The 24345-nt window shown below is 58.6% G+C and carries 24 protein-coding genes; 16 read left to right on the top strand and 8 right to left on the bottom strand.

Annotation, left to right across the window (positions count from 1 at the left end):
* Positions 1-23: 23 nt before the first annotated feature.
* The 3 genes from ACTHLA_RS13495 (at position 24) to ACTHLA_RS13485 (ending at position 2364) form a co-directional block, all read left to right on the top strand.
* Positions 24-650, top strand: coding sequence for a lasso peptide biosynthesis B2 protein (locus ACTHLA_RS13495; protein WP_440190204.1), 627 nt, complete (start codon positions 24-26; stop codon positions 648-650).
* Complete coding sequence (locus tag ACTHLA_RS13490; RefSeq protein ID WP_440190201.1) at positions 650-1540, top strand: hypothetical protein; 891 nt, start codon at positions 650-652, stop codon at positions 1538-1540. Before ACTHLA_RS13495 ends, ACTHLA_RS13490 begins: the two co-directional genes overlap by 1 nt.
* A gap of 62 nt (positions 1541-1602) precedes the next feature.
* Positions 1603-2364, top strand: coding sequence for an asparagine synthase-related protein (locus ACTHLA_RS13485; protein ID WP_440190198.1), 762 nt, complete (start codon positions 1603-1605; stop codon positions 2362-2364).
* Here ACTHLA_RS13485 and ACTHLA_RS13480 read toward each other — a convergent pair.
* Both ACTHLA_RS13480 and ACTHLA_RS13475 read right to left on the bottom strand, forming a co-directional pair.
* Positions 2305-4401, bottom strand: a complete 2097-nt coding sequence (locus tag ACTHLA_RS13480) for an Atxe2 family lasso peptide isopeptidase (RefSeq protein ID WP_440190195.1) — start codon at positions 4399-4401, stop codon at positions 2305-2307. The genes ACTHLA_RS13485 and ACTHLA_RS13480 overlap by 60 nt on opposite strands.
* Before the next feature lie 51 nt (positions 4402-4452).
* Complete coding sequence (locus tag ACTHLA_RS13475; RefSeq protein ID WP_440190192.1) at positions 4453-6984, bottom strand: TonB-dependent receptor domain-containing protein; 2532 nt, start codon at positions 6982-6984, stop codon at positions 4453-4455.
* 691 nt (positions 6985-7675) lie between these two features.
* On the opposite strand from ACTHLA_RS13475, the gene ACTHLA_RS13470 reads away from it, so the two are divergent.
* The 9 genes from ACTHLA_RS13470 (at position 7676) to virB11 (ending at position 17691) form a co-directional block, all read left to right on the top strand.
* Positions 7676-9940, top strand: a complete 2265-nt coding sequence (locus ACTHLA_RS13470; protein WP_440190189.1) for a hypothetical protein — start codon at positions 7676-7678, stop codon at positions 9938-9940.
* Positions 9941-10056: 116 nt separating this feature from the next.
* Complete coding sequence (locus tag ACTHLA_RS13465; protein ID WP_440190186.1) at positions 10057-10377, top strand: TrbC/VirB2 family protein; 321 nt, start codon at positions 10057-10059, stop codon at positions 10375-10377.
* Positions 10378-10380: 3 nt separating this feature from the next.
* Entirely contained in the window at positions 10381-10665 is a 285-nt protein-coding gene (locus ACTHLA_RS13460; RefSeq protein ID WP_440190183.1) for a type IV secretion system protein VirB3, read from the top strand.
* A complete protein-coding gene (locus ACTHLA_RS13455; RefSeq protein WP_440190180.1) occupies positions 10662-13019 on the top strand; it encodes a VirB4 family type IV secretion/conjugal transfer ATPase in 2358 nt (785 codons plus the stop codon). Before ACTHLA_RS13460 ends, ACTHLA_RS13455 begins: the two co-directional genes overlap by 4 nt.
* Complete coding sequence (locus ACTHLA_RS13450) at positions 13016-14239, top strand: type IV secretion system protein (protein WP_440190177.1); 1224 nt, start codon at positions 13016-13018, stop codon at positions 14237-14239. The genes ACTHLA_RS13455 and ACTHLA_RS13450 overlap by 4 nt, the downstream gene beginning before the upstream one ends.
* Positions 14236-15036 carry a virB8 family protein gene (locus tag ACTHLA_RS13445; protein ID WP_440190174.1) on the top strand — a complete coding sequence of 267 codons (801 nt, stop codon included), beginning with the start codon at positions 14236-14238 and terminating at the stop codon, positions 15034-15036. Before ACTHLA_RS13450 ends, ACTHLA_RS13445 begins: the two co-directional genes overlap by 4 nt.
* A gap of 107 nt (positions 15037-15143) precedes the next feature.
* A complete protein-coding gene (locus ACTHLA_RS13440; RefSeq protein ID WP_440190171.1) occupies positions 15144-15734 on the top strand; it encodes a TrbG/VirB9 family P-type conjugative transfer protein in 591 nt (196 codons plus the stop codon).
* 368 nt (positions 15735-16102) lie between these two features.
* Positions 16103-16738: a TrbI/VirB10 family protein gene (locus ACTHLA_RS13435; RefSeq protein WP_440190168.1), complete on the top strand. Its 636-nt coding sequence runs from the start codon at positions 16103-16105 to the stop codon at positions 16736-16738.
* Positions 16735-17691, top strand: a complete 957-nt coding sequence (gene virB11, locus ACTHLA_RS13430; protein WP_440190165.1) for a P-type DNA transfer ATPase VirB11 — start codon at positions 16735-16737, stop codon at positions 17689-17691. The genes ACTHLA_RS13435 and virB11 overlap by 4 nt, the downstream gene beginning before the upstream one ends.
* 200 nt (positions 17692-17891) lie before the next feature.
* On the opposite strand, the gene ACTHLA_RS13425 is transcribed toward virB11, so the two are convergent.
* The 3 genes from ACTHLA_RS13425 to ACTHLA_RS13415 all read right to left on the bottom strand — a co-directional run bounded on the left by ACTHLA_RS13425 (position 17892) and on the right by ACTHLA_RS13415 (position 19735).
* Positions 17892-18842, bottom strand: a complete 951-nt coding sequence (locus ACTHLA_RS13425; RefSeq protein ID WP_440190162.1) for a FecR family protein — start codon at positions 18840-18842, stop codon at positions 17892-17894.
* Between the two features lie 66 nt (positions 18843-18908).
* Complete coding sequence (locus tag ACTHLA_RS13420) at positions 18909-19481, bottom strand: RNA polymerase sigma factor (RefSeq protein ID WP_440190159.1); 573 nt, start codon at positions 19479-19481, stop codon at positions 18909-18911.
* Entirely contained in the window at positions 19478-19735 is a 258-nt protein-coding gene (locus tag ACTHLA_RS13415) for a hypothetical protein (protein ID WP_440190156.1), read from the bottom strand. Before ACTHLA_RS13415 ends, ACTHLA_RS13420 begins: the two co-directional genes overlap by 4 nt.
* A gap of 32 nt (positions 19736-19767) precedes the next feature.
* Here ACTHLA_RS13415 and ACTHLA_RS13410 point away from each other — a divergent pair, with 32 nt between their 5' ends.
* The 4 genes from ACTHLA_RS13410 (at position 19768) to ACTHLA_RS13395 (ending at position 21733) form a co-directional block, all read left to right on the top strand.
* Positions 19768-20139: a helix-turn-helix domain-containing protein gene (locus ACTHLA_RS13410; protein WP_440190153.1), complete on the top strand. Its 372-nt coding sequence runs from the start codon at positions 19768-19770 to the stop codon at positions 20137-20139.
* A 64-nt stretch (positions 20140-20203) separates the two neighbouring features.
* Complete coding sequence (locus ACTHLA_RS13405; protein WP_440190150.1) at positions 20204-20515, top strand: helix-turn-helix domain-containing protein; 312 nt, start codon at positions 20204-20206, stop codon at positions 20513-20515.
* A gap of 253 nt (positions 20516-20768) precedes the next feature.
* The gene (locus tag ACTHLA_RS13400; RefSeq protein WP_440190147.1) at positions 20769-21254 is read left to right on the top strand and encodes an antitoxin Xre-like helix-turn-helix domain-containing protein; all 486 of its coding nucleotides are present in this window, start codon (positions 20769-20771) and stop codon (positions 21252-21254) included.
* Positions 21251-21733: an RES family NAD+ phosphorylase gene (locus ACTHLA_RS13395; protein WP_440190144.1), complete on the top strand. Its 483-nt coding sequence runs from the start codon at positions 21251-21253 to the stop codon at positions 21731-21733. Before ACTHLA_RS13400 ends, ACTHLA_RS13395 begins: the two co-directional genes overlap by 4 nt.
* Positions 21734-21832: 99 nt before the next feature.
* Here the strand turns inward: ACTHLA_RS13395 and ACTHLA_RS13390 are convergent, their stop codons facing one another.
* From ACTHLA_RS13390 to ACTHLA_RS13380, 3 genes are all read right to left on the bottom strand, one after another.
* Positions 21833-22747 (bottom strand): TIR domain-containing protein, encoded by a 915-nt coding sequence (locus tag ACTHLA_RS13390; protein WP_440190141.1) that lies wholly within the window; start codon positions 22745-22747, stop codon positions 21833-21835.
* Between the two features lie 13 nt (positions 22748-22760).
* A complete protein-coding gene (locus ACTHLA_RS13385) occupies positions 22761-23138 on the bottom strand; it encodes an E2 domain-associated cysteine-rich protein (RefSeq protein WP_440190138.1) in 378 nt (125 codons plus the stop codon).
* Between the two features lie 62 nt (positions 23139-23200).
* Positions 23201-24336 (bottom strand): IS3 family transposase gene (locus tag ACTHLA_RS13380; protein ID WP_440190135.1). Its coding sequence is split into 2 segments (ribosomal slippage): positions 23201-24081 and positions 24081-24336, totalling 1137 coding nucleotides; the frame shifts between segments, so codons are not numbered across the junction.
* Positions 24337-24345: the final 9 nt, after the last annotated feature.

Genomic DNA, 24345 nt, shown 5'->3' with positions numbered 1-24345 from the left:
CTCCTGCATTTCGAGGCGTCAGAATGATCCCAAGAGTGTCCCTGTGTTCGGACTCTGGCCAACTCGTTGGCATTGATTTCGTCCGCGATCGCTATTTTATGCTCCCGCCTGACCAGGCGAGCGATTTTCGCGGCTGGTTAGACGGGTGCGCGCCACGGCTTGAGATACGCGAACGCTTCGCCGCCCTGGGGCTTACCCAGGATGGGGAACCACGCGCGCCGCTTGAGCTGTTTCGAACCTTCGTACCCGCACAATCGCTGTACGTCTCTCAGACGAAGACGTCGCCCGCTCTCATGTGGCGCTGCGCTTTTGCACTTTGGCAGACACGCCAAGCTCTGCGCCACCAAACCCTCCGTCAGATATTGATGGACCTTCAACCAAAACAGCAAGCGAGGGCTGATGAAGCCGCTTTGGGCTGTGTCGCTGCGGCCTATTTGAAGTTACGTCCCTTCCTGCCCTCTCGTCGGATCTGTCTGAAGGACTCCTTGGCGTTAATGCAGGTTTTGCGTGGTGAAGGCCTACAGGCCAAGCTCGTCTTTGGCGTTAAGCTGGCGCCGTTCATGGCGCATTGCTGGGTCCAAACGGAAACACGTTTGCTCAACGAAACGCCGGATCGAGCCCGCCTCTTCACCCCGATCTGGTCCTTGTGATGAACGACTTCCTGATCGTGCTGCCATTGCAACGGGACGCTGGCCCTCCTCCTTGGTCGGAGGTCGCGAACGCCCGAGATGACCTGCAATCCGTAAGATGCCGCGGAGCCGCCATATGGGTATCGGATGGCGCCCCCGTGCTGGATTTAAGCGAAGACTGTCTCGTGTTCGGCCGACTGTTCCGCCGGGCCGATTTTTCTCTAGTTGATCGCCAATCTCATGACGTCCGAGGCGGAATTGAGAGCCTGCTCAGGGATTACTGGGGTGCATACCTTGCCTTGGAGTGTGACGCCAACTCCATCACCGTGTTCCGCGATCCGGGTGGCCAGACGCCTTGCTATGTCTTTCGGCGTGATGACGCGCTCATCCTCTTTAGCCGCCTGACGGACGTCATTGAATTGGGGTGGATCACGCCGTCGCCAGACGTTGTGGGAATGACCCATTATCTGAAATGTCCAGGCTTTCCCCTTCAAACAACCTGCCTGTCCGGCGTCAATGAACTCCTGCCGGGAATGGGCCTGCGCATTGACCGATCCGGCGTCTCATTGCAGATGCTGTGGTCGCCTTGGCGGTTCACGCGCCGCCAAGAGCGCCTTAGCACACCCGCAGAGGCGCGCGCGGTTTTGCGCGACAACCTCATCGGCTGCGTGCGCGCGTGGGGATCGCTATCACAACGCGGACTGCTGCAATTATCCGGCGGTTTGGATTCATCGCTCGTTGGCGCCTGCATGGCCCCGGAACACTGGCGCTGGCTTCTACTCTTATTCCACCCGGGGATGGCTGCGACGAACGCCTCTATGCGCAACAAATCGCCGACCTCCTTAAAATACGGCAAGCCGATCTCATCCTTTGCGCTGACAACGTCGAAGTCACGGCCCCGTCTGCGTTAGACCCCCGACCACAGGACGGCATACTGCATTCGCTAGCTGATCAGGCTTTCCGGGCGCAAGGCGTGGAATTTGACTGTGATGGCTTCTACAATGGCAATGGCGGGGACAGCATTTTTTGCAAATTGAATACAGCGGGACCTGTATCGGACGCGCTGCTCTCACATGGCCTGGGACGGCAAACCTTTCGTGCAACGCTAGACCTGGCGCAGCTTCACGGCGTCACCGTATGGGAAGCCGTGGGTCTGGCCCTAAAAAAGGCGCTGCGCCTGCCGCGCCTAACGACGCCCTGCCTTGACGGTCTCAGCTGGGACGCCAGATGCCTGCCGGTTCCCCGATCGATGTGGCAGAAGGGTATGAGCGGATGCTTGCCGGGAAAAATAGATCACGTTCGCAGCATCCTGGGCAGTCTTCGACCCGCCCCTGCCGCACGCGAACGCGCTGCGCCCGAGATCTTTCAGCCTTTGGTATCGCAGCCTGTCATCGAGACCTGCCTTCGCATACCCACCTGGCTTTGGATTGAGGGCCGGCAAGACCGCGCTGTCGTACGACACGCCTTTTCGGACATTTTGCCTTCAGATATTGTCGCCCGTCGCTCCAAGGGAGATTTCTCTGCATTAAACCAGTCGATTGCTGAGCGGCTTTACAGTCAAGTCCGCTCTACCCTTCTGGACGGCTGGCTTATACGAGAAGGCCTGCTCGATCGTGCGGACATTGAACGTCGCCTTTCACTTCCCGTTGCGGAACATGGTCGAGGGTTTCATCGCTTATTGCAATTGGCTCAGGCCGACATGTGGAGTCGCCGGATTCTCGCCCTGCGTACTTAAGCCCCTCGATCCGTCATGCGCCTTCATCTGCCGCCAAAGCGCGTATTGTTCCGCCTTTTCAGGGGCCGGATCTTCATAGTCTTGCAGCCAGTAGCGCAGCCAGTCGAGGTTACGCGTATAGACGGCAAGCTTGTGTACGGGCTGATATTTGATGTGTGGCTCGTAGGGAAAGACATACATATCGGCCAGATGCCGAGTCCATAGAGGCGCTACATATTCAATGCTCTGTAGATATTCTTCTTCGGACATCTGAAACAGGAGCGGGATGTGGACATTATCGGTCTGAAATGCGGGCGATACTGTGCGCCATTGCGGATCGCCCGGGTTCGGCGCTCCAAGCCCCCATCTGCGTTTCAGCCGCGCCTGGAAGCCCGTGGCGTTGTTCATATGGATCCAATAGTAAAAGGGGGTAATTGATGGCGAGGAAATCGAGGCAGTTCGCAACAGGTTGGTGCGCATCGCCATCCACATCGTGATCTCGCTTCCGAAACTGAGCCCGCCCATGCCGACTCGGTCCGGATCGATGTTGGCTGTCCGGCTGAGGAGATCGATTGCCGCGCTAACGCCGCTTTGCGCCATTTTGTAGTCCGCCACCGCGTCGTCAGGATGGGGCGGACGCGCCTGGATGCAAAGCACGGCGATGCCGGCTTCCGACAGGCTTCTAAAAGGCCACTCATCGCCGACCCCGCCACGCGGAAAGCCCTTGCACTTATAATACTGGATAAAGAGAGGATAGCCGTGCAACGGTTTGGCGCCTTGCGCCGGCATGAAGACTCCCGAGAACGCAAGACCTTCCTTATCCTTCCAGCTCAGGGCCCGGGCGTGTTCAGACTCCGCTATGCGCACGCCGGCATTCGGGTCGAATAGGGTTTTTACCTGGCCGGTGTCCAGATCGACCTGAACCAGGCACGGCGGCGTATTTTCCGAAGCCAGCACACATACGGCGTCGTCTTTTCCTACCGAGCAGCCGTCCTCGACCAATCCGGAGGGCTGGCCAGTTAAGGTTCCGTCAGTCGCGAGGAGATCGCGCACCTTGCCCGTTACGACATTCCAGGCATGAAGCGTCTCCATCGCGACAGAGTTTACCGGGGTGCTTGTAAAGATAACCTCTGACGCGCCGGGACGCCAGCGCACGGACGTTATGCGCGCCTGCGTGCACGACGGAGCCGGGCAGATAAGCGTATGTCCAGCCTGAAGGGCCGTAAGGGCGGATCGTGTCGTTTGGGTGATAAACGCCGCAGCCCCATCCGCTCCTTTTGCAATCATCGTGGCGTCAGCAGGCGCACCTGCGGGCATCGTCGCGTCATGTGTGGCCTGCGACCAGTCCGCCTGGCTCGCGGCGTTCACCTGCAAGCTGAGCCAGTTAACGCGCTTGACGCTCAAGGGCGCGTCACTGAGCAGACGGCCTTGCTGCATCCAGGCGCCATTGAAGCGATGCGTGTAGAGACCGGCATCATAATCATTGTATCGAAACAGCGGCATGCCAATGTTCACGCTGCCGTCGATTCGAATGCCCTGATTATATTCCTTCATCTCGGCAGCGCGAATATCGGCTCTGACGGCGCCGGTCCTGAACAGCAGACTCTGGCCGTCCGTCGCGAGCGTTGCGTCAATGATGTCGCCAGGCTCCGAGGTCAAGGCATGCGCGCCTGAGCCGTCGGCGCGCGCGGACCAGAGCTGTACCTGTCCCTTCCAGAGCGCCCGATAAAACACATATTGGCTATCTGGAGACCATATAGGCGCTTCGTTCAGAACGAGGCCGGCGTCTGTGTGAAGCGCCGTGCCGCCATCCGCAATCGCGATGGGCGGCGCGTCTGAATGGAGGCGCTTGACGTACCACGTCGTTAAAACCGTATTGCGTTCGACGGAAGGCCGCTCGACACGAAAGGCAACCTCGGCGCCATCAGGGGATATTTTGACGTGAGAAATGTCCGCCAGCTCTACGAGCGCGCGGGGAGAGATGTTTTCAGCCTTGGCGGGCAAGGCGCACAGACAGGCGAGACTGATCCCAGCCAGTGTGAAGCGATACTTGATCATAAGAGGCTCACAAGGACGGACCGCCCGTGACGACGAACGGTCCGAAAGCAGCTAAAAGTGTTTCGTCAAGCTGACATTGGCGTAGCGACCGATTGCCGATGCGTTGGTGCTATCGAAAAATACCCCGGGTGAATTCAGGCTGGGTCCGAAGGCATAGGGCGGCGCGGCGTCCAGGAGGTTGGAGACCGCAAGCGACAAGGTCACAGCGTGTAGCGGTCCGCTCATCTTATCGAAGGTGTAGGAGGCGGTTACATCGAGTGTTGACCAGGGCTTGATATGAGCTTCAGGCGTCAGAGCTGTGTCAGTTTCGGCGCCGACATAGTTGTCGATAAGCGTCAGGCTAAGCGGTCCGTCGAGCCAGGTCGCGCCGCCACGAAACCGAATTGAGGGCGGATTAAACAATGTCCCCGACAATCGCACCGAGGGCGCCAGATCTGAAATTTGCTGATCGAGCTTAGACCACGTGGCGTTGACAAAGGTCTCAAGACGCCGGGAGCCAAGCTCAAAGGTCTTGCTCACCGCCACATCGACGCCATCGGCGACTTGAGAGCTCGCATTGGTGTAGCGATCGAAAATATAAGCCGACACCCTCGAGGGGTCGTAGGTCAGGCCAGAAAAGTTAGCAAACCGAGTGGCGGAGGCGATGACCTCAGCTTGCATGGCTTCTGAGGGCGCCAAGGTGATGAAAGGCGCATATTGCGGATCGCTCAAGGCCTTGCCGGTGACTGTAATGGGATAGACAATCCTGTCGACATAATCGACATGGTAGTAGGTGGCGCTGACTTTCAGACCTTGAAAGTACGCTGGCGTCCAATCCCATCCGGCGGTCCATGAGGTCGCGCGCTGCGGCTGGAGATCGGTGTTTCCGCCAAAGTCAAAGAGCGCAAGTTGCGTGGCGTCCTGGCCGCCGACCTGAGTTGTTTTGTAGAGGAAGGCGTAGTTAGGGAACGAGATTTGATAGAGAGACGGCGCCTTGAACGACTTGCCCCAGGTGGCGCGCAAAACGAGATCGTCGGTGGGTTTATAGCGCACACCCAGTTTGGGATTGGTCGTGTTTCCAAAGTCGCTATAGGTTTCTGAACGGATAGCGAGACTAATATTGAAAGCCCTGAGCCCGAGGCGCGCTGACTGCGGCGCAATGAGGCTCGCATAGGCCTCGGCAAAAACGCCGTTGACCTGTCGCTTGGCGTGATCGTTCGCGCTATCGCGATAAAGTTCCTCCCGGTGCGAGGCGCCAAAGGCCAGTTTAACCGGCCCGCCGGGGAGACTGAAGGCGCGACCGGTTACAACACCGTCAAGAGCGTTGGTTGCGTTCAGGTACTGCGTTTGACTGAGAGAACCAGAGGTGTGATTGAGTTGGGTGAGCCCATTCGCGTTGCGCGCATAGGAGCCATCCAGGTCAAACGTCCAGCCGTCGCTCAGGCGATAGGAGAGCCCTGGATTCACCATCGTGTCGTAGGCCTTTTGCCAAAGCGTATATCGCGTTGACGTGGCCGTCGCCTGCTGGTCGCTGCCCGAATGACGTTCGGCATAGAGCGTGTCGACATGGAGAGACAGACGATCGCCCAGATCTTGCTCAGCGTTTAAAAACGCGGACTTTTGCAGCTGGGCCTCTAATAGCGAATTGGTAGGAACCGCCGTGCTTGTATAATCGCGTTGCGATGCAAGGATCGGTGCTTCGTGCTGATAGGCGAGGCTCGCCATAATATGCCCACTCCGCCAAGCCTGGCCGGATAGAAGACTGTAGGCTTCCTGTTCACCGCCGCCGTCGCTTGCGCCGCCAAGACTCGCCGTCAGGTCGGCGCCTTGAAAATCTTTACGCAAAACGAAATTGACCACACCTGCGACGGCGTCCGAGCCGTAGAGGGCCGAAGCTCCATCCGTGACGATGTCCACTCTCTGAATCGCGCCTAGCGGAATGGCGGAAATATCTGGACCTGAGAAGAAGCCATCACCGGCGAGACGCCGCCCATTCAGCAGCGTTAGAGTCGAGTCCGAGCCCAAGCCCCGTAAGTTGACCGTCGAAGATCCGGTCAGATTGTTGTTGTAATTTGAGTTGGTGGACTGAATGCCTGGGTTCTGACCCCCATTGAAATTCTCAGGCAGACTGCGCACGAGGTCGCCGGTCTGGGTGTAGCCAGAACGGTCAATATCTTTTCGGATAAGGGTCCGAACGGGCGAGGTCGGCGCCGCGCCCTTGATCCGCGTGCCCGTGACGACGACCTCGGTCGTCGGCTCTGTGACAGCGATCGCCTTGACCCGCAGCACGATGACGTCGTCCGTGGCGCGGGCGATTTCAAGATTCGTTCCTTTGAGCAGGAGATCCAGTACGCTCATACGGCTCAGTTGGCCGGAAATCGCAGGGGCCTGATGATCGGCGACCGCGTCATAAGGGAAGACGATCTGGATGCCGGCCTGATGCGAGAAATCGGTCAGCGCCTGGGCAGTGCTCTCGGCGGGAATGTTGAAGGCATAGGTTTTTTGCTCAGCGATCGCCTTTGCGCCGGGCGCGCCGGAAAGCATAAAAGCCATTGCAAGAGCAGAGGACGAAAGACGCAATACGCGACGCGCAGACAGGACCATGTGCCACCCCTTTTTCCATGTCACTTTTGTGACCCTGAAGTGGAGACACGCGGCAGCGCCAAACCCATCAAGCAGGGCTTTGCGCCGGGCGACTAGCGTCGGCTGCTGACAAGGATAGAAAACAAACGAAAGTCGTACTTCTGTCCAAATTCCTGGGGGGCCTGGTCACGTACAGACGCTGTGGCGTTGCGCTTAGGGGAATCGCCCGCCTTGGGCTTCTGGCCTTACGGCGGCGCCCTTAAGCTGCTGCTGGACCGATTACGGACATCAGGCCTGATTTGGCATGTCGCAGCAAAAGGGCAAACATCTGGCGCGGGAGTCGATCAAGAGACTCCTGCGACTCTGAGCTGCACAGTGTTTTTTAGCGCTGCGAAGATGTAAATATGAATCTGCGTTTCTTATATAAATGTCGCATCATTCGGGAGGGGCGCGAACTTGAATTGACTCTCTCGTCAAGTCTATCTTGCTGTTTATATTGTGGTATTTTCACTCTCAAGGCGTCGATATGCGAAACTAACGAGTGATGTTATGTATGTTCTATGAAAATGGCTTTTACATGCGAACTTATCTCATATATGCATTGGCACGTGCAGCGTCCATATTTGCATAAAAAAAACCTTTGTGAGAATTGGCGGCAGGGTTCCATGTGCCTGCTCAAGGTCTGACCGAGGAAACAACAGGAAGGAACATCATGAAAAGCACCCTGCGTCGCGCCCTCTTGCGGGGCCTGGCTATAGGCGCGTTTGTCGCCACGGCCGCTATATCTACAGTTTCGCCCGCCAGCGCCCAGAGCTACACTTGGCAGACCGCTAAAATCGGCGGCGGCGGTTATGTGCCCGAGATCATCGCTCATCCCGGCCAGCAAAACCTGTTTTATGCCCGTACCGACGTGGGTGGCGCCTACCGATACAACTCGTCCAACAACACCTGGACGCCACTGCTGGACTTCCTGACCCCCGATCAGGATGCTTACGACTTCGTCGAAGCGATCGCCGTCGACCCCAATAACACTAATATGCTCTATATGGTGGCCGGTGGCGGCCATGACTGGCAAACCAACTGCTGCGGCGCCTTGCTGATTTCATGGAACCAGGGATACAGCTTCCAGATTGTACCGTTTACGTTCGAGGTCAACGGCAACGAGGCCGGCCGCAATGTCGGCTCACGCCTGGTGGTTGATCCGAATCTGGGCACGAACCTGTTCTACGGCACAGCCAACGCCTCTGCCAGCAGCTCCACCAACGGTCTTTGGAAGAGCACGAATTACGGTTATAATTGGTCCCAGGTTACGAGCTTTCCCGCCTTGTCAAGCGACGGCACTGGCGCTGGCATAAGCTTCGTCGCCATGTACAAGCCGTCAAGCGCCTCGGGTCAGGCCACCAAGACCATTTTTGTCGGCGTCAGCACCGCGACAGCAGCCGCCAACGGAACCACCCTTTATCGCAGTACCGATGGCGGCAACACCTGGTCGCTGGTTTCGGGCGCACCGACGGGCTTGCTTCCGCAACAGGGCCAGATCGGTCCTGACGGCAACCTCTACATCACCTATTCGCGGGCAGCTTCGGGGCAGAGCGGCGGTGGGCCAAGCGGCCTGGAGCATGGCCAGGTGTGGAAGTACAATGTTGCCGGCAGCAACTGGACCAACATAACACCGACCAACGACAGCCAGCAACTGGCTGGCTGGTTCGACGACTACGGCTTCTCGGGTCTGTCGGTCGATCCGGCGCATTCGGGCACCGTCGCTGTGATGAGCGTTAACCGCTATGACGGCCACGGTGAGTCCCTGTACCGGACCACCAACGGAGGTCAGTCCTGGGTCGACGCCACCGCCAATGTCAACATCAATCTCAGTGCGGCGCCGTGGAACGGAACTCGTAGCTATATCGGCAATTGGAGCGGCGTTGCGCTTGATCCGTTCAACACCAACCACGCCTTCGTCACCTGGGGGGGCGGCATTATGTCAACCCAGAACCTGACGGCGTCTGCGAGCGGGGGGACCGTCAATTTCGCGCTCGATGAAAATGGCGTGGAAGAAACCGTCCCGCTCAGCCTGGCGTCTCCTAGCACCTTCTCCTGGGGTGGATCGGTCCCGCTGGTGAGCGGGATGGGCGACGTGTGCGGCTTCTTCCATACCAGCATGACACAGGCCCCGGCCACAGCGTTCTCGAATCCTACCTGCGGCAACACCACGTCGCTCGACTGGGCCAAGAGCGCGCCGAACGTCATGGTGCGCGTCGGCCAGTACGGCAGCGCGGCCGCCGGCATTTCGTACAACGGCGGCTACAGCTGGTCGCCCTTCACCAGCAATCCGAGCGGCGTCACGGTCAACGGCGGCGGCAACATCGCCATCAACGCCGACGGCAGCGCCATCGTCTGGTCGCCCGGCGATAGCGGCGTCGTACCGGCCGTCTCGACCAACGGCACCTACAGCTGGACCTCGACTTCGCTGCCGGCGGGCATCGCCGTCGTCGCCGACGGTGCGAACGTGAACAACTTCTATGCCTATGATCGTACGACCGGCAAGGTCTATGTCAGCACCAACAAGGGCGTCAGTTGGACCCAGCCGACCACACCCATCGCCTGGCACACCATGATTACGCCGTTCGGCAAGTCCTGCGACGTCTGGCTATACGGCTATAGCGGCCTGCTGCACAATACAAGCTGCGGCTCAGGCACATGGAGTCAGGTTTCCGGTCCTACGAGCATTCAGGCCATGGGCTTTGGCAAGGCAGCCTCCGGCCAGTCCTATCCGGCCATGTATGTCGCCGGCGCCTACAACAACGTCAAAGGCGTCTTCCGCTCGGTCGACGGCGGCGGCAGCTGGACGCGGATCGACGACGCCCAGCATCAGTATGGCGGCTTCCGCATGCTTGCGGGCGATCCGAAAACCTTCGGTACCGTCTATGGCGCCACCAACGCCGGTCGCGGCATCGTCTATGGAACGTCTCCGAACTGATAATGAGATGCGGGACCGACGGTCGTAAAGCCGTCGGCCCCGGCTTGCCGGTGCGGCCTCATGCGCCCCTCTGGCAGCAAACAAAACGGTCAGTTTTTAAAGGTTGTATTTAGTCCATGAAAGATACGCAGATCATATCGCGGGCGTTACCGGGCGTGCTTACGGCTCTTGTCGCTCTTCCAGCCCAAGCTCAGGCCTACGCCGACCCGCAGGGGTCCGGCGCTATTGTGGGGGCCCTGCACTGGATACAGGGAACATTACTTGGCACGACGGCGACGGTTGTTGCGGTGATTGCGGTCGCCTTTGTCGGATATATGATGCTGACGGGGCGCCTAAACTGGCGTCACGGGGCGGCAGTCATTTTGGGCTGTTTTATCCTCTTTGGCGCGGCCAGTATCGTTGCGGGTATCCAGACGGCGGCCAGTGGCGGCTTCTGAGACATGGATACACTTGAACGCGACCGTCTTTTTGTCGCCCTTACCAAGCCGCAGATGTTTCTGGGTGTGACCTACAGCTTCCTGATCGCAAACATTGTGGTCACGACGGAGTTGTTCCTGATCTTCAAGGCCTTGTGGGTCATTATCGCAGCGCTCGTCATCCATCTGGCCGGCTGGATCGCGCATATGTATGACCCGCGCATCTTCGACATCTGGATCGTGACCAGCTCTCGTTGTCCGCACGTGCCGAACCGGAAGCTGTGGGGGTGTAATTCCTATAGTCCATGACCAGAGCAGCCTACGAAAAAGAAGTCCGTGGCGGCGATCGCCTGCCCTATCTTGCGCATGTCGACGATCACACAGTCATGCTTCAGGACAAGGTTCTCATGCAGACCATCGTCTTGAAGGGGCTGTTGTTTGAGACCTCAGACACCAGTGAGCTTAACTACCGCAAAGACCTGAGAGATGCGGCTTTCAAGGCGCTCAGCGCCTCGCGTTTTGCGCTTTATTACCACATCGTTCGCCGTCGTGTCGAACCGGCGCTCAATGCCTCCTATGACGACGCCTTTAGCCGGAGTCTTAACGAGCGCTGGTATCGGCGGCTAGACACGAAGGCCCTCTATGTCAACGACATCTATGTCACCTTGCTGCGTCGCCCGACCCAGGGCGGCAAGGGGGTAATGCAGCGCCTGATCGAGGGCATGTCGAGCGATGCCGGTCGCGCCGACGGCGACCTGCGTGAAGCGCTGCGCGACCTTAATGAGGCCCGGGAAATCCTTATCGCTTCGCTGGCCGCTTACAGACCCCGCACGCTTGGCGTCTACATGCGCGATGACCAACACTATTCTGGAATTCTGGAATTTCTGGCGCAGACCTACAATGGCTTCAGTCAGCCGCGATTATTGCCGGAGGGTAGCCTGGCTTCGCACGTGCCGACGCGTCGATTAAGCTTTGGGCGCAATATCGGTGAATTGGCGCCTTATGCTGAGCAGGACCGTCGCTATTTCGGTATTCTGTCGATCAAGGACTATCCCGGAACATCGCGGCCAGGGATGCTCGACGAATTGTTACGGTTGCCTGCCGAATTCGTACTGACTCAGAGTTTTGCCTTTGTCGACCGCGATCCTGCGCTGCGCCGGGTGAATCTGGCGCTGCGCCGGATGCGCGCCAGCGATGATGAGGCGGTCACGTTGCGCAACGAACTGACAGGGGCCAGCGACGACCTGGCGGCCGGTCGCGCCGTGTTCGGCGAACATCACATGACCTTGATGTTAAGCGCCTCAGATGAAAAGGACGTTGCGCAAGGTCTGGCCGACGCGCAGGCGGTCCTGGCGGATATCGGTATTGTTGGCGTGCGCGAAGATCTGGCGCTTGAACCTGCATTCTGGGCGCAGTTCCCTGGCAATATGCGCTTTATCTCGCGCCGCGCCTTGATTGCCGGGCGTAATTTCGCCAGCTTCGCCTCGTTCCACAATTTCGCCATCGGCGAGCCGCAAGGCTATTGGGGGGAGGCGGTCACGGTCCTGGAAACGACGGCCGCAGGACCGTACTTCTTCAATTTTCACCATGGAGATCTCGGTAATTTCAGCGTTATCGGGCCGTCCGGTTCGGGCAAGACGGTCGTGCTGAATTTCCTGCTGGCCCAGGCGTTGAAGTTCCGCCCGCGTCTGGTGTTCTTCGATAAGGACCGAGGTTCGGAGATATTCATCCGTGCGGTTGGCGGTCGCTATCGCACCCTTCGTCCTGGTGAGACGTCGGGGCTCAATCCCTTGGCGCTCGAAGAGACGCCGGCGAACCGCCGTTTCCTCATCGAGTGGATATCGCGCCTTGTCTCCCCAGACGCCGTACCGAGCGCGGAAGAGCTAATGGTGATCGAAGCGGCCATCGACGCCAATTTTGCGGCGCCGCCGAACCTGCAGCGCCTTCGCGCCTTTGCGGATCTGCTGCGCGGCGCAGAACGACCGAGCGCGAGCGACCTTTATGCGCGGCTACGTCCGTGGTTCGGTAATGGAGAGCATGCCTGGCTGTTTGACAATGCCGAAGATCAGGTCGGACTTGAGGCCGCGGTTGTGGGCTTCGACATGACGCAGTTGCTTGACTCACCGACGACGCGCACACCAGCCATGATGTATCTGTTCCACCGCGTTGAGGAGCGCCTTGACGGCTCTCCCGCCATTATCGTTGTCGATGAAGGCTGGAAGGCGCTGGACGACGATATTTTTGTGGCGCGCATACGCGACTGGGAAAAGACGATCCGCAAGCGCAACGGATTGGTGGGCTTCGTCACCCAGAGCGCTCAGGACGCACTGGCCAGCCGAATATCCTCGGCGATCGTGGAACAGGCTGCTACGCATATCTTCCTGCCGAATGCGCGTGCGCAGGCGGCGGATTATGTTGACGGCTTCGGATTGAGCCAGCACGAGTTCGATCTGATCCGCTCCTTGCCGGACCATGCCCATTGTTTTCTGGTCAAGCACGCCCGTGAAAGCGTCGTAGCCCGTCTCGATCTAACCGGTGAGGCGGAACTTCTGCATGTCCTGTCCGGTCGTGAAAGCGCGATCCGGCGGCTGGATGAGGTGCGCGCCGACGTTGGGGATGATCCGAATGACTGGATGCCGGTTTTTCTGGAGAGACTGAGATGAGCGTCGTCTGTCCAGCCCTATCCGATAGCGCGGGGATTGCCGAGCGTCTGGCGAGCTATGTCGAATGCCAGTCGCAACAGATTGATCTGGCCGCTTTCCAAGGCGGTCTGTGGCACGGTCTGCCAACCGCGCTGGTTTCGGTCCTGATGGTGCTTTATGTCGCTGGCTTCGGCTATCGCCTAATCCTCAGTCATCACATCGATACAGCGAGCCTGGTCTACGCCACCTTGCGACTGGGCGTCATCATCGCCGTGACCACAACCTTCGGTGCCTATTCCTCTCTGATCTACACGGTGTCGATCCAAGGGCCATCGGAACTTGCGAACATGGCTCTGGCGCCCATAGGGTTGCGAGCGCCCGCCCTGACCGAAGCCAGTCATACAGCCGCTGGCTATCTGGATGCCCTGTCCGGCCCCGAGCAAGCGGCTCCCAGCGCAGATTCAGCGGTAAGCCCGCCGGTCGTCACTCCCGCGCCTGGCCCAATATCTGGCCCCACACCTACCTCGGCAGCGCCGCCATCGCCCGTCAAACCGGCGCAGGATAAGGGCAGCGCCCTATTCATGCTGTCATGCGTGGGTTTCGGTCTTGCGGCGCGATTGGCCCAGTCGGTCGTCCTGGCGGTGGGACCGCTGTTCATCGCCGCGGCGCTTTTCGACATATCGACCGGTCTGTTCATCGGCTGGTTCAGGGGCTTTGTCGCGCTCTTCCTGGCCCAGGTGGGCTATGCCGTAAATTGTGCGCTTGAATTATCGTTTTTTGCCCATGATCTGGAGCATTTGACGCAGGCGTCCAGCGACGCCAGCGACGTGCTGCTGGTCGGATTCTTCTTCCTCGCGGGTGGTATCGCCATAACGGTGATCGCCCTGCTTGCAGCGAGTGGGCTGGTGCGCAGCCGTTCTGTTCAGAGCGTCGGCGGTATGATGCGCGCGCGGACGGTTGCGGAGACATCACCGCATGCGCCGGCGTCGCCTTGGCGGACATCATCCGACCTGCGTGTCGAAGCGCCTGTATCGCGGGTGCAGCGCGTTACTGATGCGGTCGGGACGATGTCAGCAGGCAATGAGTCGCGGCGGAGCGACAGCCTTGGCGACGCCAGCGCGAGCACCGCCTCACGCACCGGGGGCACCAGTGAGCCTTTAGCCAGCGCGGGTCAGGGGCTGCGACGACCTGGATACTTGCGAGCCTCGACGGGTGCGGCGAAGCGGGACATGATTTCATGAAGACAGATATGCCATCCTATTATGCAAAGAGCGCCAGTTGGGCGCAAAGCGAGGCCGAAGGCGCGCAGCGGGCCCGCAAGCGCGCCTGGATTGTCGCAGGCGCTGCGGCCTTGATCGCCCTTGCCGAAGCGGTTGCGCTGGTCAGTCTGACGCCGCTCAAATCGACACGCGTTGTCCCGGTCCTGGTTGACCGGCAGACCGGATTTGTCGAGGTGCTCAACAAGGACGGCAGCCAAACTCTACGCGCCGACGCGGCCCTGATCCGGTCAATGTTGGCGCAATATGTCGCGGCCCGAGAAGAATTTGATATCACAACGCTCAGTGCGGATTATCACAAGGTCATGCTCTGGTCAGGCGGCCAGGCGCGCAGCGCATACGCTGCGGTCATGCCAGCGCAAAATCCCCAAAGCCCGCTCAGCCTGTATCCGCGTTCGGCGGTGGTCTCGGTGAACATCGAGACGGTTTCTAAGCTGGGGCCGCGCACAGCCCTTGTTCGCTTCACCACGACCCGAATGGATCAAGGCAATGCCAGTAGCACGCCCAGCTACTATGCCGCTGTGATAACGTACCAATTTACCGATGCGCCCATGCGCGCGGAAGACCGGTTGATCAATCCGCTCGGTTTTCAGGTGATGCATTATGAAAGGAGTGATGAAGCCGCGCCGCCACCGCAGCCCGCGCCGGGTTACACCATGGACATTCCGCTTGGCGCGCCGGACACGACTGCATCAGCGGCTGTTCCCGACAGCGTCGCCAATACGGAAGACACGACGCCCCCAGCCGCGAGGAAACCGTGATGAGGCGCCGAAGTATCCTCGCCATGCTTGCCCTCTTTCCGATCGCCTCCGCGCAGGCCCGAGCGTCCGTGACGCCGGAGCCTGGTCCGAAAGATCCCCGGATACAAATGGTCGATTACGATCCGGATGAGGTGGTCGAACTGCGCGTCGCTTTGGGATATGCTCTGACGGTTGAATTTTCTCCTGACGAGCGGATTGAAACCGTCGCCCTTGGCAACAGCGCCGTCTGGCAGGCCGTGACCAATCACAGCGCCGATCACTTGTTCATCAAACCTATGCAGGGCGCGACCGACACCAATCTTACCGTGGTCACCGATACGCGAGACTACAATTTTGACCTGATCGCCATCCCCGCCCCAGACGCGTCCACGCCGGTATTATTGCGGTTCATCTATCCGGTAAGCTTAGCGCAATCAGCGCCTCAGGCAGCGCCAAAGGCCCATTTCCACTTTACCGGCGCCTCATCGATCCGGCCTGCGTCTATGTTCGATGACGGCGCATCGACCTTTATCGAATGGCGTGATGACGGCCAAATTCCGGCTATCTTCATGATCAACGAACAGGAGCAGGAGGTCTTGATCAATGGCGCCGTGCGCAACGGCCAATATGTAATCGACCTCGTTGCCGACCGTTTTGTCTTTCGGCTCGGAAAACAGCGCGCAACGGCGATACGTGTTATCGATAAGGCGTCGAAATGACTGACGAAGACGCCCACAGACCTGAAGATCCCACGCCGAGAGTAACCTTGCCGCGAGCGGGGCCCTCGCCCGTTATTGTCGGCATAGCCCTGTGTCTGGCGGGGGGAGGCTTTATCTGGGCGACGCATGCCCATCTCGGCGCTCACAAAGCCGTCACACCGCTTACTGTACCCGTGGCTGCGTCGCTTCCTCCGGCCATTGCGCCACTGGAAATTCCGCCGCCGCCAACGCCGCCGCCAGCCATGCAGGCGCCTCCCGAAGTCCGCTATATTCAAAGTCCGCCCCCGCCCCCGGTCATTCAATACGTCAATCCGCCCGTTCAGCAGCAGGCGCCGCCGCCGCCATCGCCACGGTTGTCCGAACCCGTTATGACGATTGATCTGCCGTCGGCAGCATCGACCGAAAGCGCGTCGCCCGATGATACCCCGGCGCGCGCCGTCATTTTGCACAATCGCGCCACGCTGGTTCCTCAAGGTACGCTTATCCCTGCCGCGATCGAGACGCCGGTCGATTCCAGCGAGGGCGGGGCCGTGCGCGCCATCACAACCGGCGACACGCGGGGATTCGATGGCACGCGCATCCTGATACCGCGCGGCAGCCACCTGATCGGTGACATTCACGCCAATACCGGCGCCAACCAAAACCGCGTCACCATCATATGGACACGCATGATCCGTCCGGATGGCGTCGCTATCAAACTGGCGGCGCAAGGCGCTGATCTTCAGGGCGGCGCCGGCGTCGCGGGCAAGGTCGATACGCATTTGCTGAAGCGCATGGGCGCGGCAGCCTTTCAAACGGCCCTGACCGTTGGCGTTGCCTTGGCATCGCGCCCAGGCAATGGATCTGTCGTCCTGGGCATCCCGGCCCAGACTGCCGGCACGGTCGCTCAGGCAGGTGCGTCTCAGGGCGCGAACGCCTCGACGATTCGTGTCGCGGCAGGCGCCCCGATTATGGTCTTCGTGAACAGGGACATGGACTTCACCGGGGTCTTGCCAAGACGATGAACAGACAGGATTCGACCGAAAGTTCGGCAGATTATCTCAGTCATTATCTCGAACCGTTGAGACCGCTGCTTGCCGATGCAGATACCACCGACATCTACATCAATCGTCCGGGCGAGATCTGGCGGGAGCAACTTGGCGGTCAAATAGCGTGCTTGAAAATGCCGACGCTTGACAACGACTATCTTCAGCGTCTGGCGCGTCAGGTCGCCGTTTACGCGCATCAGGGGCTCAGTCGCGCCCACCCGTTGCTTAGCGCCAGCTTACCCGACGGTGCCCGCATACAGATCGTCATGCCGCCGGCCACGCAACAGCATATCGCCATGGCCAGTCGCCGCCATCGCGCCACGGTCATGCCTCTAACCTCTTATACGTTGGAGCCAGATCAACGCCGGAGCGTCTCGCCTGCCCCCGCGGAGGCTTTGCCGATATATCTGGCCGAGGCGGTTCGGCAAAAGCGGAATATTGTCATTTCCGGCGGGACGTCGAGCGGTAAGACGACCCTGCTTAACTCCCTTCTTGCCGAAATACCGCTCTCAGAACGGCTGATCACCATTGAAGATGCGGCGGAACTGCAACCGGGCCACGCCAACAGGGTTCAGCTTATTGCCGCCCGCGGCGGGCGGGGCGAGGCGAACGTCACGCCGAACGACCTGCTGGAAGCGGCTTTGCGCATGCGGCCAGACCGCATCTTGCTAGGTGAGCTGCGCGGCGCAGAAGCCTACACCTTCCTGCGGGCGATAAACACTGGGCATCCGGGTTCAATCACCACAATCCACGCCGACAGCACCGAAGGGGCGTTAAGGCAGTTGGCGATCATGATACTGCAAGGCGCACACAATCTTGACTACGCCAATGCGCTTGCCCTGGTGAGATCAATGATCGACATCGTTGTCCAAATCGACCGCGTAAATGGCCGACGCTGCGTTTCTGATGTCCTCAGCCTGGGTGTTTAGCCGCTGGACGGTTCTGTCGCAATTGGCCTGTTTTAACGAACCCGCGCATCGCGCTCCTCAAACCGAACCTCGTCATCTTAAACGGCGTGTCAATGACGCTGGAGGATTTGCGATGCCCGTTCATGACAGCATCTAGGCTGCGATACGAGCGCGCATACGGTTCCTGACTGCGGATGAACTGACGACAACGGCTTTCGTCCTTAAGCGCGCGTCAAGGCGATCGCCCCACCGCCGTCGTCCACGACGGATATGCCAAAACCATCGTGCAAGGCCTCAAGAAACACCTTCGGATCTCGTGTCGTAAACCGCCCCCCTATGCGGATGTTGGCGAGGGCCGGGTCGGCGATGACGATCTTGCGCGTCGTGTAGCGGTTATACTCTGTGACCACGGACTCAAGAGTTTGGCCCTGTACGACCAGCTCACCATTGGGCCATCCAGTAATCAGGTTGAGATCGGTCTGCGCCAACGGCCTGATAATCTGCTGATCGGCGGAGGCCAGCACGGCCTGGCGCGCTTGAACGACGACTGGCTTTTCGATCCCTCCCCGCCCCTCGCGGCTCTTTACCGCGCAGGCGCCGCGCATGACGGAAAGATCGAGCAGGCCGCCACGAAGACGAGCATTGACGTAGCTGTTCGTGAGGCGGGCTTCATTGGTGGGCGAGAACAGACGGCAGACCTGACGCGGATCGGTCAGGGTGAGCGCCACCTCCCCGCGCTTGAGCCAGACATCGAGACGCGTGCCTTGCGCCTTCCACTCTACGCGCGTGTCAGTGTTCAGCTCCATGCGCGCGCCAAGCGGTAGATTGACGCTTTGTGTTTGGCCAATGCCTGTCACGACGCTGGCTCTGGCGGTTGCGAACGAATAGGCGAGCCCACCACCCAGCACACCCACAAGGCCAACACTCCCCCACAGGAGATGGCGGCGGTTTACAGCCCGCACAGGCGGCAATTCGGCTTTCAGATCGGGCTTGGCCTTGTCGAGCGCGCGCGTCACGCTCAAAATCTGGGCAAAGGCCACCGCATGGCGCGGATCAGCCGCCCGCCAGGCTTCAAAATCCGAAGGATCGGCAGAACCGGAATCCATGCGGGCAAGCCAGTCGGCGGCTTCAGCGCGAAGCTGATCCCAGGAAGATGTGTCCTCCGTGTTCACCGCATATCCTCGATCATCGCCGGTCCCTCCCACCGGCGTAAGCATAGTGAATTCGTCACGAAGCGTCTATTCGGTCCCTGAAGCTTGCCCGGTGCGCCAGCCCCTGCCCCGGTTTCGGCGCGGCGCGGATTCGGACAACTGATCGCATAGGAGGGTGAGACCGCGCGCCAGATGGCGCTCGACGGTGACCAGACTGATGCCCAGACGGTTGGCGATTTCACGGGGCGTCAGGTCTTCGATGCGCCGCAGGGTCACCACTTCGCGGCATCGGGTCGGCAGATGTTCAAGAGCGGCAATGACGCTGGCCAGCTCCTCGCGTCCGGAAACAGTCTCGAAGGCGTCGGGGCCGGCGTCTACAAAATCCAGCTCCTCAGAACCTGACAGGGGCTGCATGAGGACAACCCTTTGCCGCCGGACCCAGTTGACGGCGGCGTTGTGAACGGCGCGGCGCACGAAGGCGCGGGCATTGGCGACCGAGCGCCATTTGTCGCCCTGCATGATCTCGGTATAGACATCCTGCACCAGATCGCGCGCCACCTCGCGTCTGCCCGTGACCCGATAGGCCTGTGCGATAAAGACCGCCTGATGCGGCATCACTTCATCGCAGAACCAGATATCGACCTCGCGAACCCAGCTCACGGCGTCACCACCTTCCCCGCTTCATCTTCAAAGAATCTGGAGACCGGGACATCGAAATGCTTTGCTAAGGCGAAGAGTTGTGAAGCTGAGATCTTGAATTCTTGGGATGCCGTTTCACTACCATCCGGCCTTAGCGTCGCAATGAACGAGGAGACGTCAGTCTGCTTTCTGTCGGCGAGCCTTCGAATGTTTTGGCGCAAAATTACCGCAGCCATCTTGCGGTTCACTTCTTCCTCTAAATGATCACCCGCCATTTCACCCCTCCGGAGACTGCCGCTGAATATGGATGATAATCCATATTTTTATTACATCAATATGGAGGGTGATAAATGGCGAAAGGCGCTCAAATCGCTTTGCTAAAGCGATGGATGTTGATGCGCTAATCGGATGGAATTTTAAACGGATCCGAACCGCATCCGGATTGTCTCAGGAGGAGATAGCCCTTCGTTTGGGGACGATTGATCAGGGTTACATTAGCCAATTGGAAGCTGGTGAGCGTAACCCGACAGGACGCACGTTGTATAAACTCGCTCAAGCCCTCGACGTGCCTGTTGGTGACCTATTCCTCGTAAACGGCCTTCCTGAGCACATTTCAGCGGCCGCGGGATCAGCGGTAAAGAAGTCTCGCGCTGGTCGAGCCGCCAAGCAAATAGGCTAATAAATTCCTGAATATGGAGGGTGATCCATACAGGTAAAGCTCGGTAATTTCGTAGCCTTTCGAAATGCACGTAGAAGGGCTCGTTGGCTGGAACTTAAAGCGGGTTCGCGAGATGCTCGGCGTCTCGCAAAAAGAGCTCGCTCTACGCCTCCTTACCATCGACCAAGGATATTTGAGCCAACTCGAAAATGGTGAGCGTAATCCGACCTGCAGGACAATTTACAGAATTGCAGAAGCCCTCGAGATTAGCGCTGGCGAGCTTTTCCAGACCTACGGGGTTCCAAACGAGATAGCTGCAGCACCCACAAAGCGCGTCCCGAAGTCGCGTGCCGGTCGCGCTCCCTCTAAACGGAAAAAGCCCGATAAATCAAAATAAATTCGTGAATCACTAACGGGTAAATGACCCTCTGTCCGGCTTACGTCACTCTTCCGTGAGGCGATCCATAATCGGTTGATCGCATTTAAAGTCTGTGCTGAGCTTTACCGGCGTCAGCAATCCCCCCGCTGGCGCTAAAATTAGCGAGGCTGGTCGCCCCCCGACCAGCCTCGTCGCCATTTTAAGCCCCCAAACACGCTTGATTGCAAAAGCGTCCATTTGAGACTATCTTACGTCTCAAAGGAGACATGTCATGGCGCCAACATCGGCCATAAGCACGCAAGCCGCAAACACCGCTGACTGGAAGGTGGCAAGCGGAACGGCTCAGCTTTTCCAACGATCTGCTTTGGAGCGCGACAGCTTCGTGCGCGAGGGCGTGCCGGTTGGCTATGTCGATAGCCTTGCGGATCGCTTGGGCGAGAGCCGCTCAAAGCTTTACGTTCTCCTGCGCATTCCTCGCGCCACGGCCGCGCGCAAGAAGTCGGAAAGCGCCCGCCTGAGCGTCGACAGCAGCGACCGTGTGATCGGCTTCGCCAAGCTCATCGGTCAAGTCGAGACGATCATTCAGGAGTCTGGCGATCCGGAGGGGTTCGACGCCGCGCAATGGCTTAAGGGCTGGATATCGCGTCCCTTGGCAGCCTTGGGTAACCGTCGACCGGAGGAGTTTATGGACACTTCGGATGGTCGAGAAATGATTTCGCAGATTCTGGCGCGAAGCCAGACAGGCGCCTTTTCGTGACGCGGTCCGTATTCCGGATCGCCTCGGCCTCTCCGAACTACAGTTACGATGACATGTCGGGCAAGGGCGCCGAAATCTCTGGCGGACGATGGAATCGTAAGGGATACCCCGTCGTTTACGCGGCTAGCAGCGTTGCGCTGGCGGCGCTCGAAACCATCGTCCATACCGACACCGGCGCGTGGCCTTTAAATCGATACGTGCTGGAAATCACCATCCCCTCAACCCTTTGGAACGAGGCCGAAGATATCCAGGCGCTTGGCGTCCTCCCCGCCGTTTGGGATGCTCAGCCCGCGCCCAAGGAAACGCTCGATTACGGTGATAGCTGGCTTACATCAAAGCGTTCGGCGATCCTGATCGTCCCCTCCGTCATTATCCCCCAGGAAACGAACATCCTGATCAATCCCGCCCACCCGGACGCAGCCCAGATCAAGATCGTCAGGACGACGAGATTCATCTATGACGGTCGCATCCGACCTTAGACCATCACCCGAACGATCGCGATTTCAGTGCAGGCGTAGGCCGCCTCGCGCCCCGAAGGCGACATTGGCGTTCTTCCTCTGCACTAAAAATGGACGTGCTTATCCGTTATACGGTCCCATTTTGTGGAATAGCGTCCGCATCTGATTACAGGCTGTGCCCAGAGCCGTGGACAAATTTCCGCCCTTAGCGAGAGAATAGGTAGCATTTGTGATGCCTCTCATATCACTCGGAAGTTTAAGTTGGGCGTCCCTCGGTTCAAGCAATATGGTTCGTTCTTTGCCAAGCCTGCCCATAAATAGACCCAACTCGAAAACTACGTTGTCTCTTGCTGCTGGCCATTCATCGTCACGACTAATTACAACGTCGTCCGCGTGAGCTATTGCTATCGCAAAATCTGAATCGTCCACCAATACTTCTAAGTCGTCTAATGTGTAACGGCCTATCCGGAAGACGTCATTTGTCCAAATTTGCACAATGAACGGATCGTGCTCAAATTCATCTTTGACGGCTCTTGCAATGTGCAATGCCTCCTTCGAGGAAATAATAAAGACCTTTATCTGGTCTCTATGCACTCCGACATGCTTATTACGTTCCAGAAGCCGACGTGCCAGTTGTTTGGCAATAAATTTGTAAAGTTGGCCGTGCTGAGCGGCAATTTCGTTAAATTTCGCCTCGGAAATCTTGCCTACGACACTGTCTTCTAACGCTGTAACTGTAGCTGACCGCTTTTGTCCTGGCTCAAGCGCAGCCATCTCGCCCACTGTATCATCTCGACCACGAGTAGAAACTTGACGGCCATTTACTTCAATCTTGAATGAACCGGAAAAGATAAAAAAAACATCGTCATCGTCTGCATCCTGTTGGATGAGTACAGCGCCCTTAGCAATAGGCAGTGGTTCGATGTGAGTTTCCAATGCTTCCGCAAGGCCAGCCGCATTCATAACAGTGCGTTGAGATGCCAAAGATTCCACTCTCAGACGTTTACCCTTATCGCCTGTATACTTTTCAATCATCCATTTTCCTCCATCATTTTAATGGGCAATCTCGCATTGTTCCACAACACCGCACCTTATTTTGCTTTATGCCCGTCCAAAATTTTTCTAAGGCCAACCGTCTTTTGCGTTCCAGGAGCACCAATCGATCAAGCTTTGCCCGCAGCTTGCAGTCCGTTCGCAGGATTGGACGCGATGGCCTTCTTTTCCAATGACAGCCGCGTGGGCACGGTAATCTGCCGTTAATTGGCCTGCCATCCCTATGAAGGAGATGCAGGGAGCTATCTGTGATCCATGAGGGCAGCCCCTCATAGGCGCGCTCGTAATCCTCTGACACCTCCAATTCATTTGCCAATTCAATCGCCGCTTCCTGAAACTGGCCACCTTCGCCATGATCTCTCGCATGGTGCATTGAGGTGGTCCCGGTTTCACGGACAGGTTTGCGGCTTAGCTAAGCTTGTGTCTTTGGTGTGATTATGCCGCTTTCCTCGTTGTTCCGATCCCCTGATAGACCTCGTCAGGTGTCTGCGCGCCTAGAGTCGAATGGGGCCGGCGCTGATTGTAATATTCGATCCATCCGCCGATGCCAAGCCGGGCTTCCGATCCGGTCTCAAAGGCATGGAGATAGACGCACTCATATTTCAGCGAGCGCCATAGCCGCTCGATAAACACATTGTCGAGCCAGCGTCCGCGTCCGTCCATGGACAGGCGGACGTTGGCGTCTCGCAGGATCTCCGTAAACCTTGGGCTGGTGAACTGGCTGCCCTGGTCGGTGTTGAAGATGTCCGGTCGGCCGTGTTTCGTCATCGCTTCCTCCAGGGCTGCGATGCAGAACTCGACGTCCATCGTATTGCTGAGCCGCCAAGCCAGGACCTTGCGGCTAAACCAATCCATGATGGCGACGAGGTACAAGAAGCCGCGGCGCATCGGGATATAGGTTATATCGGCGCACCAGACCTGATCGGGCCGGTCGATGACCAGACCGCGCAGCAGATAGGGATAGGTGCGATGCTCCGGATGCCGGACCGTTGTCTTGGGCTTCTGGTAGACCGCCTGCAAACCCATCCTTGCCATCAGGCGCCGGATACGTTTGCGACCGACATCGTAGCCCTGGCGCTTGAGGTGACGCGCCATCTGACGACTGCCGTAGAACGGCGTCTCCATGAACTGCTCGTCGATCCGCCGCATCAGAGCGAGGTTCAGCGGGCTTTCGCCCTGCCGGCCACCGTAGAAACAGGACCGGCTGATCGAGACCAACTGGCACTGGCGTTTCACCGACAAGGTCGGATGTTTCGGGTCGATCATCTCACGCCTCCGCCCGGAACTCATCGACCGGAGGCTTTGCGCAAAAAATCCCTCTCCACCAACAACTGGCCGATCTTGGCGTGGAGCTTCTCGACCTCCGCCTCTCGGCTGGCCTCCACCTGTTCGGCCTTGCCTGAAAATGCCGTCGCCATATTATCGATGGCTTGGCGTTTCCAGCTATTGATCAGGGTCTGGTGGACCCCGTGCTTGGCCGCCAGCTGAGCCAGGGTCATCTCGCCCTTGATCGCTTCCAGCGCCACCTTCGCTTTGAAATCACCCGAATACTTCGTGCGCTTGCCTGTCATTTGTCTCGT

The organism is Asticcacaulis sp., from assembly GCF_051956075.1.
In the GTDB taxonomy this organism is placed as follows: domain Bacteria; phylum Pseudomonadota; class Alphaproteobacteria; order Caulobacterales; family Caulobacteraceae; genus Asticcacaulis.
The sequence above is the reverse complement of the archived record's forward strand: the minus strand, read 5'-3'. Positions and strand labels throughout refer to the sequence as shown.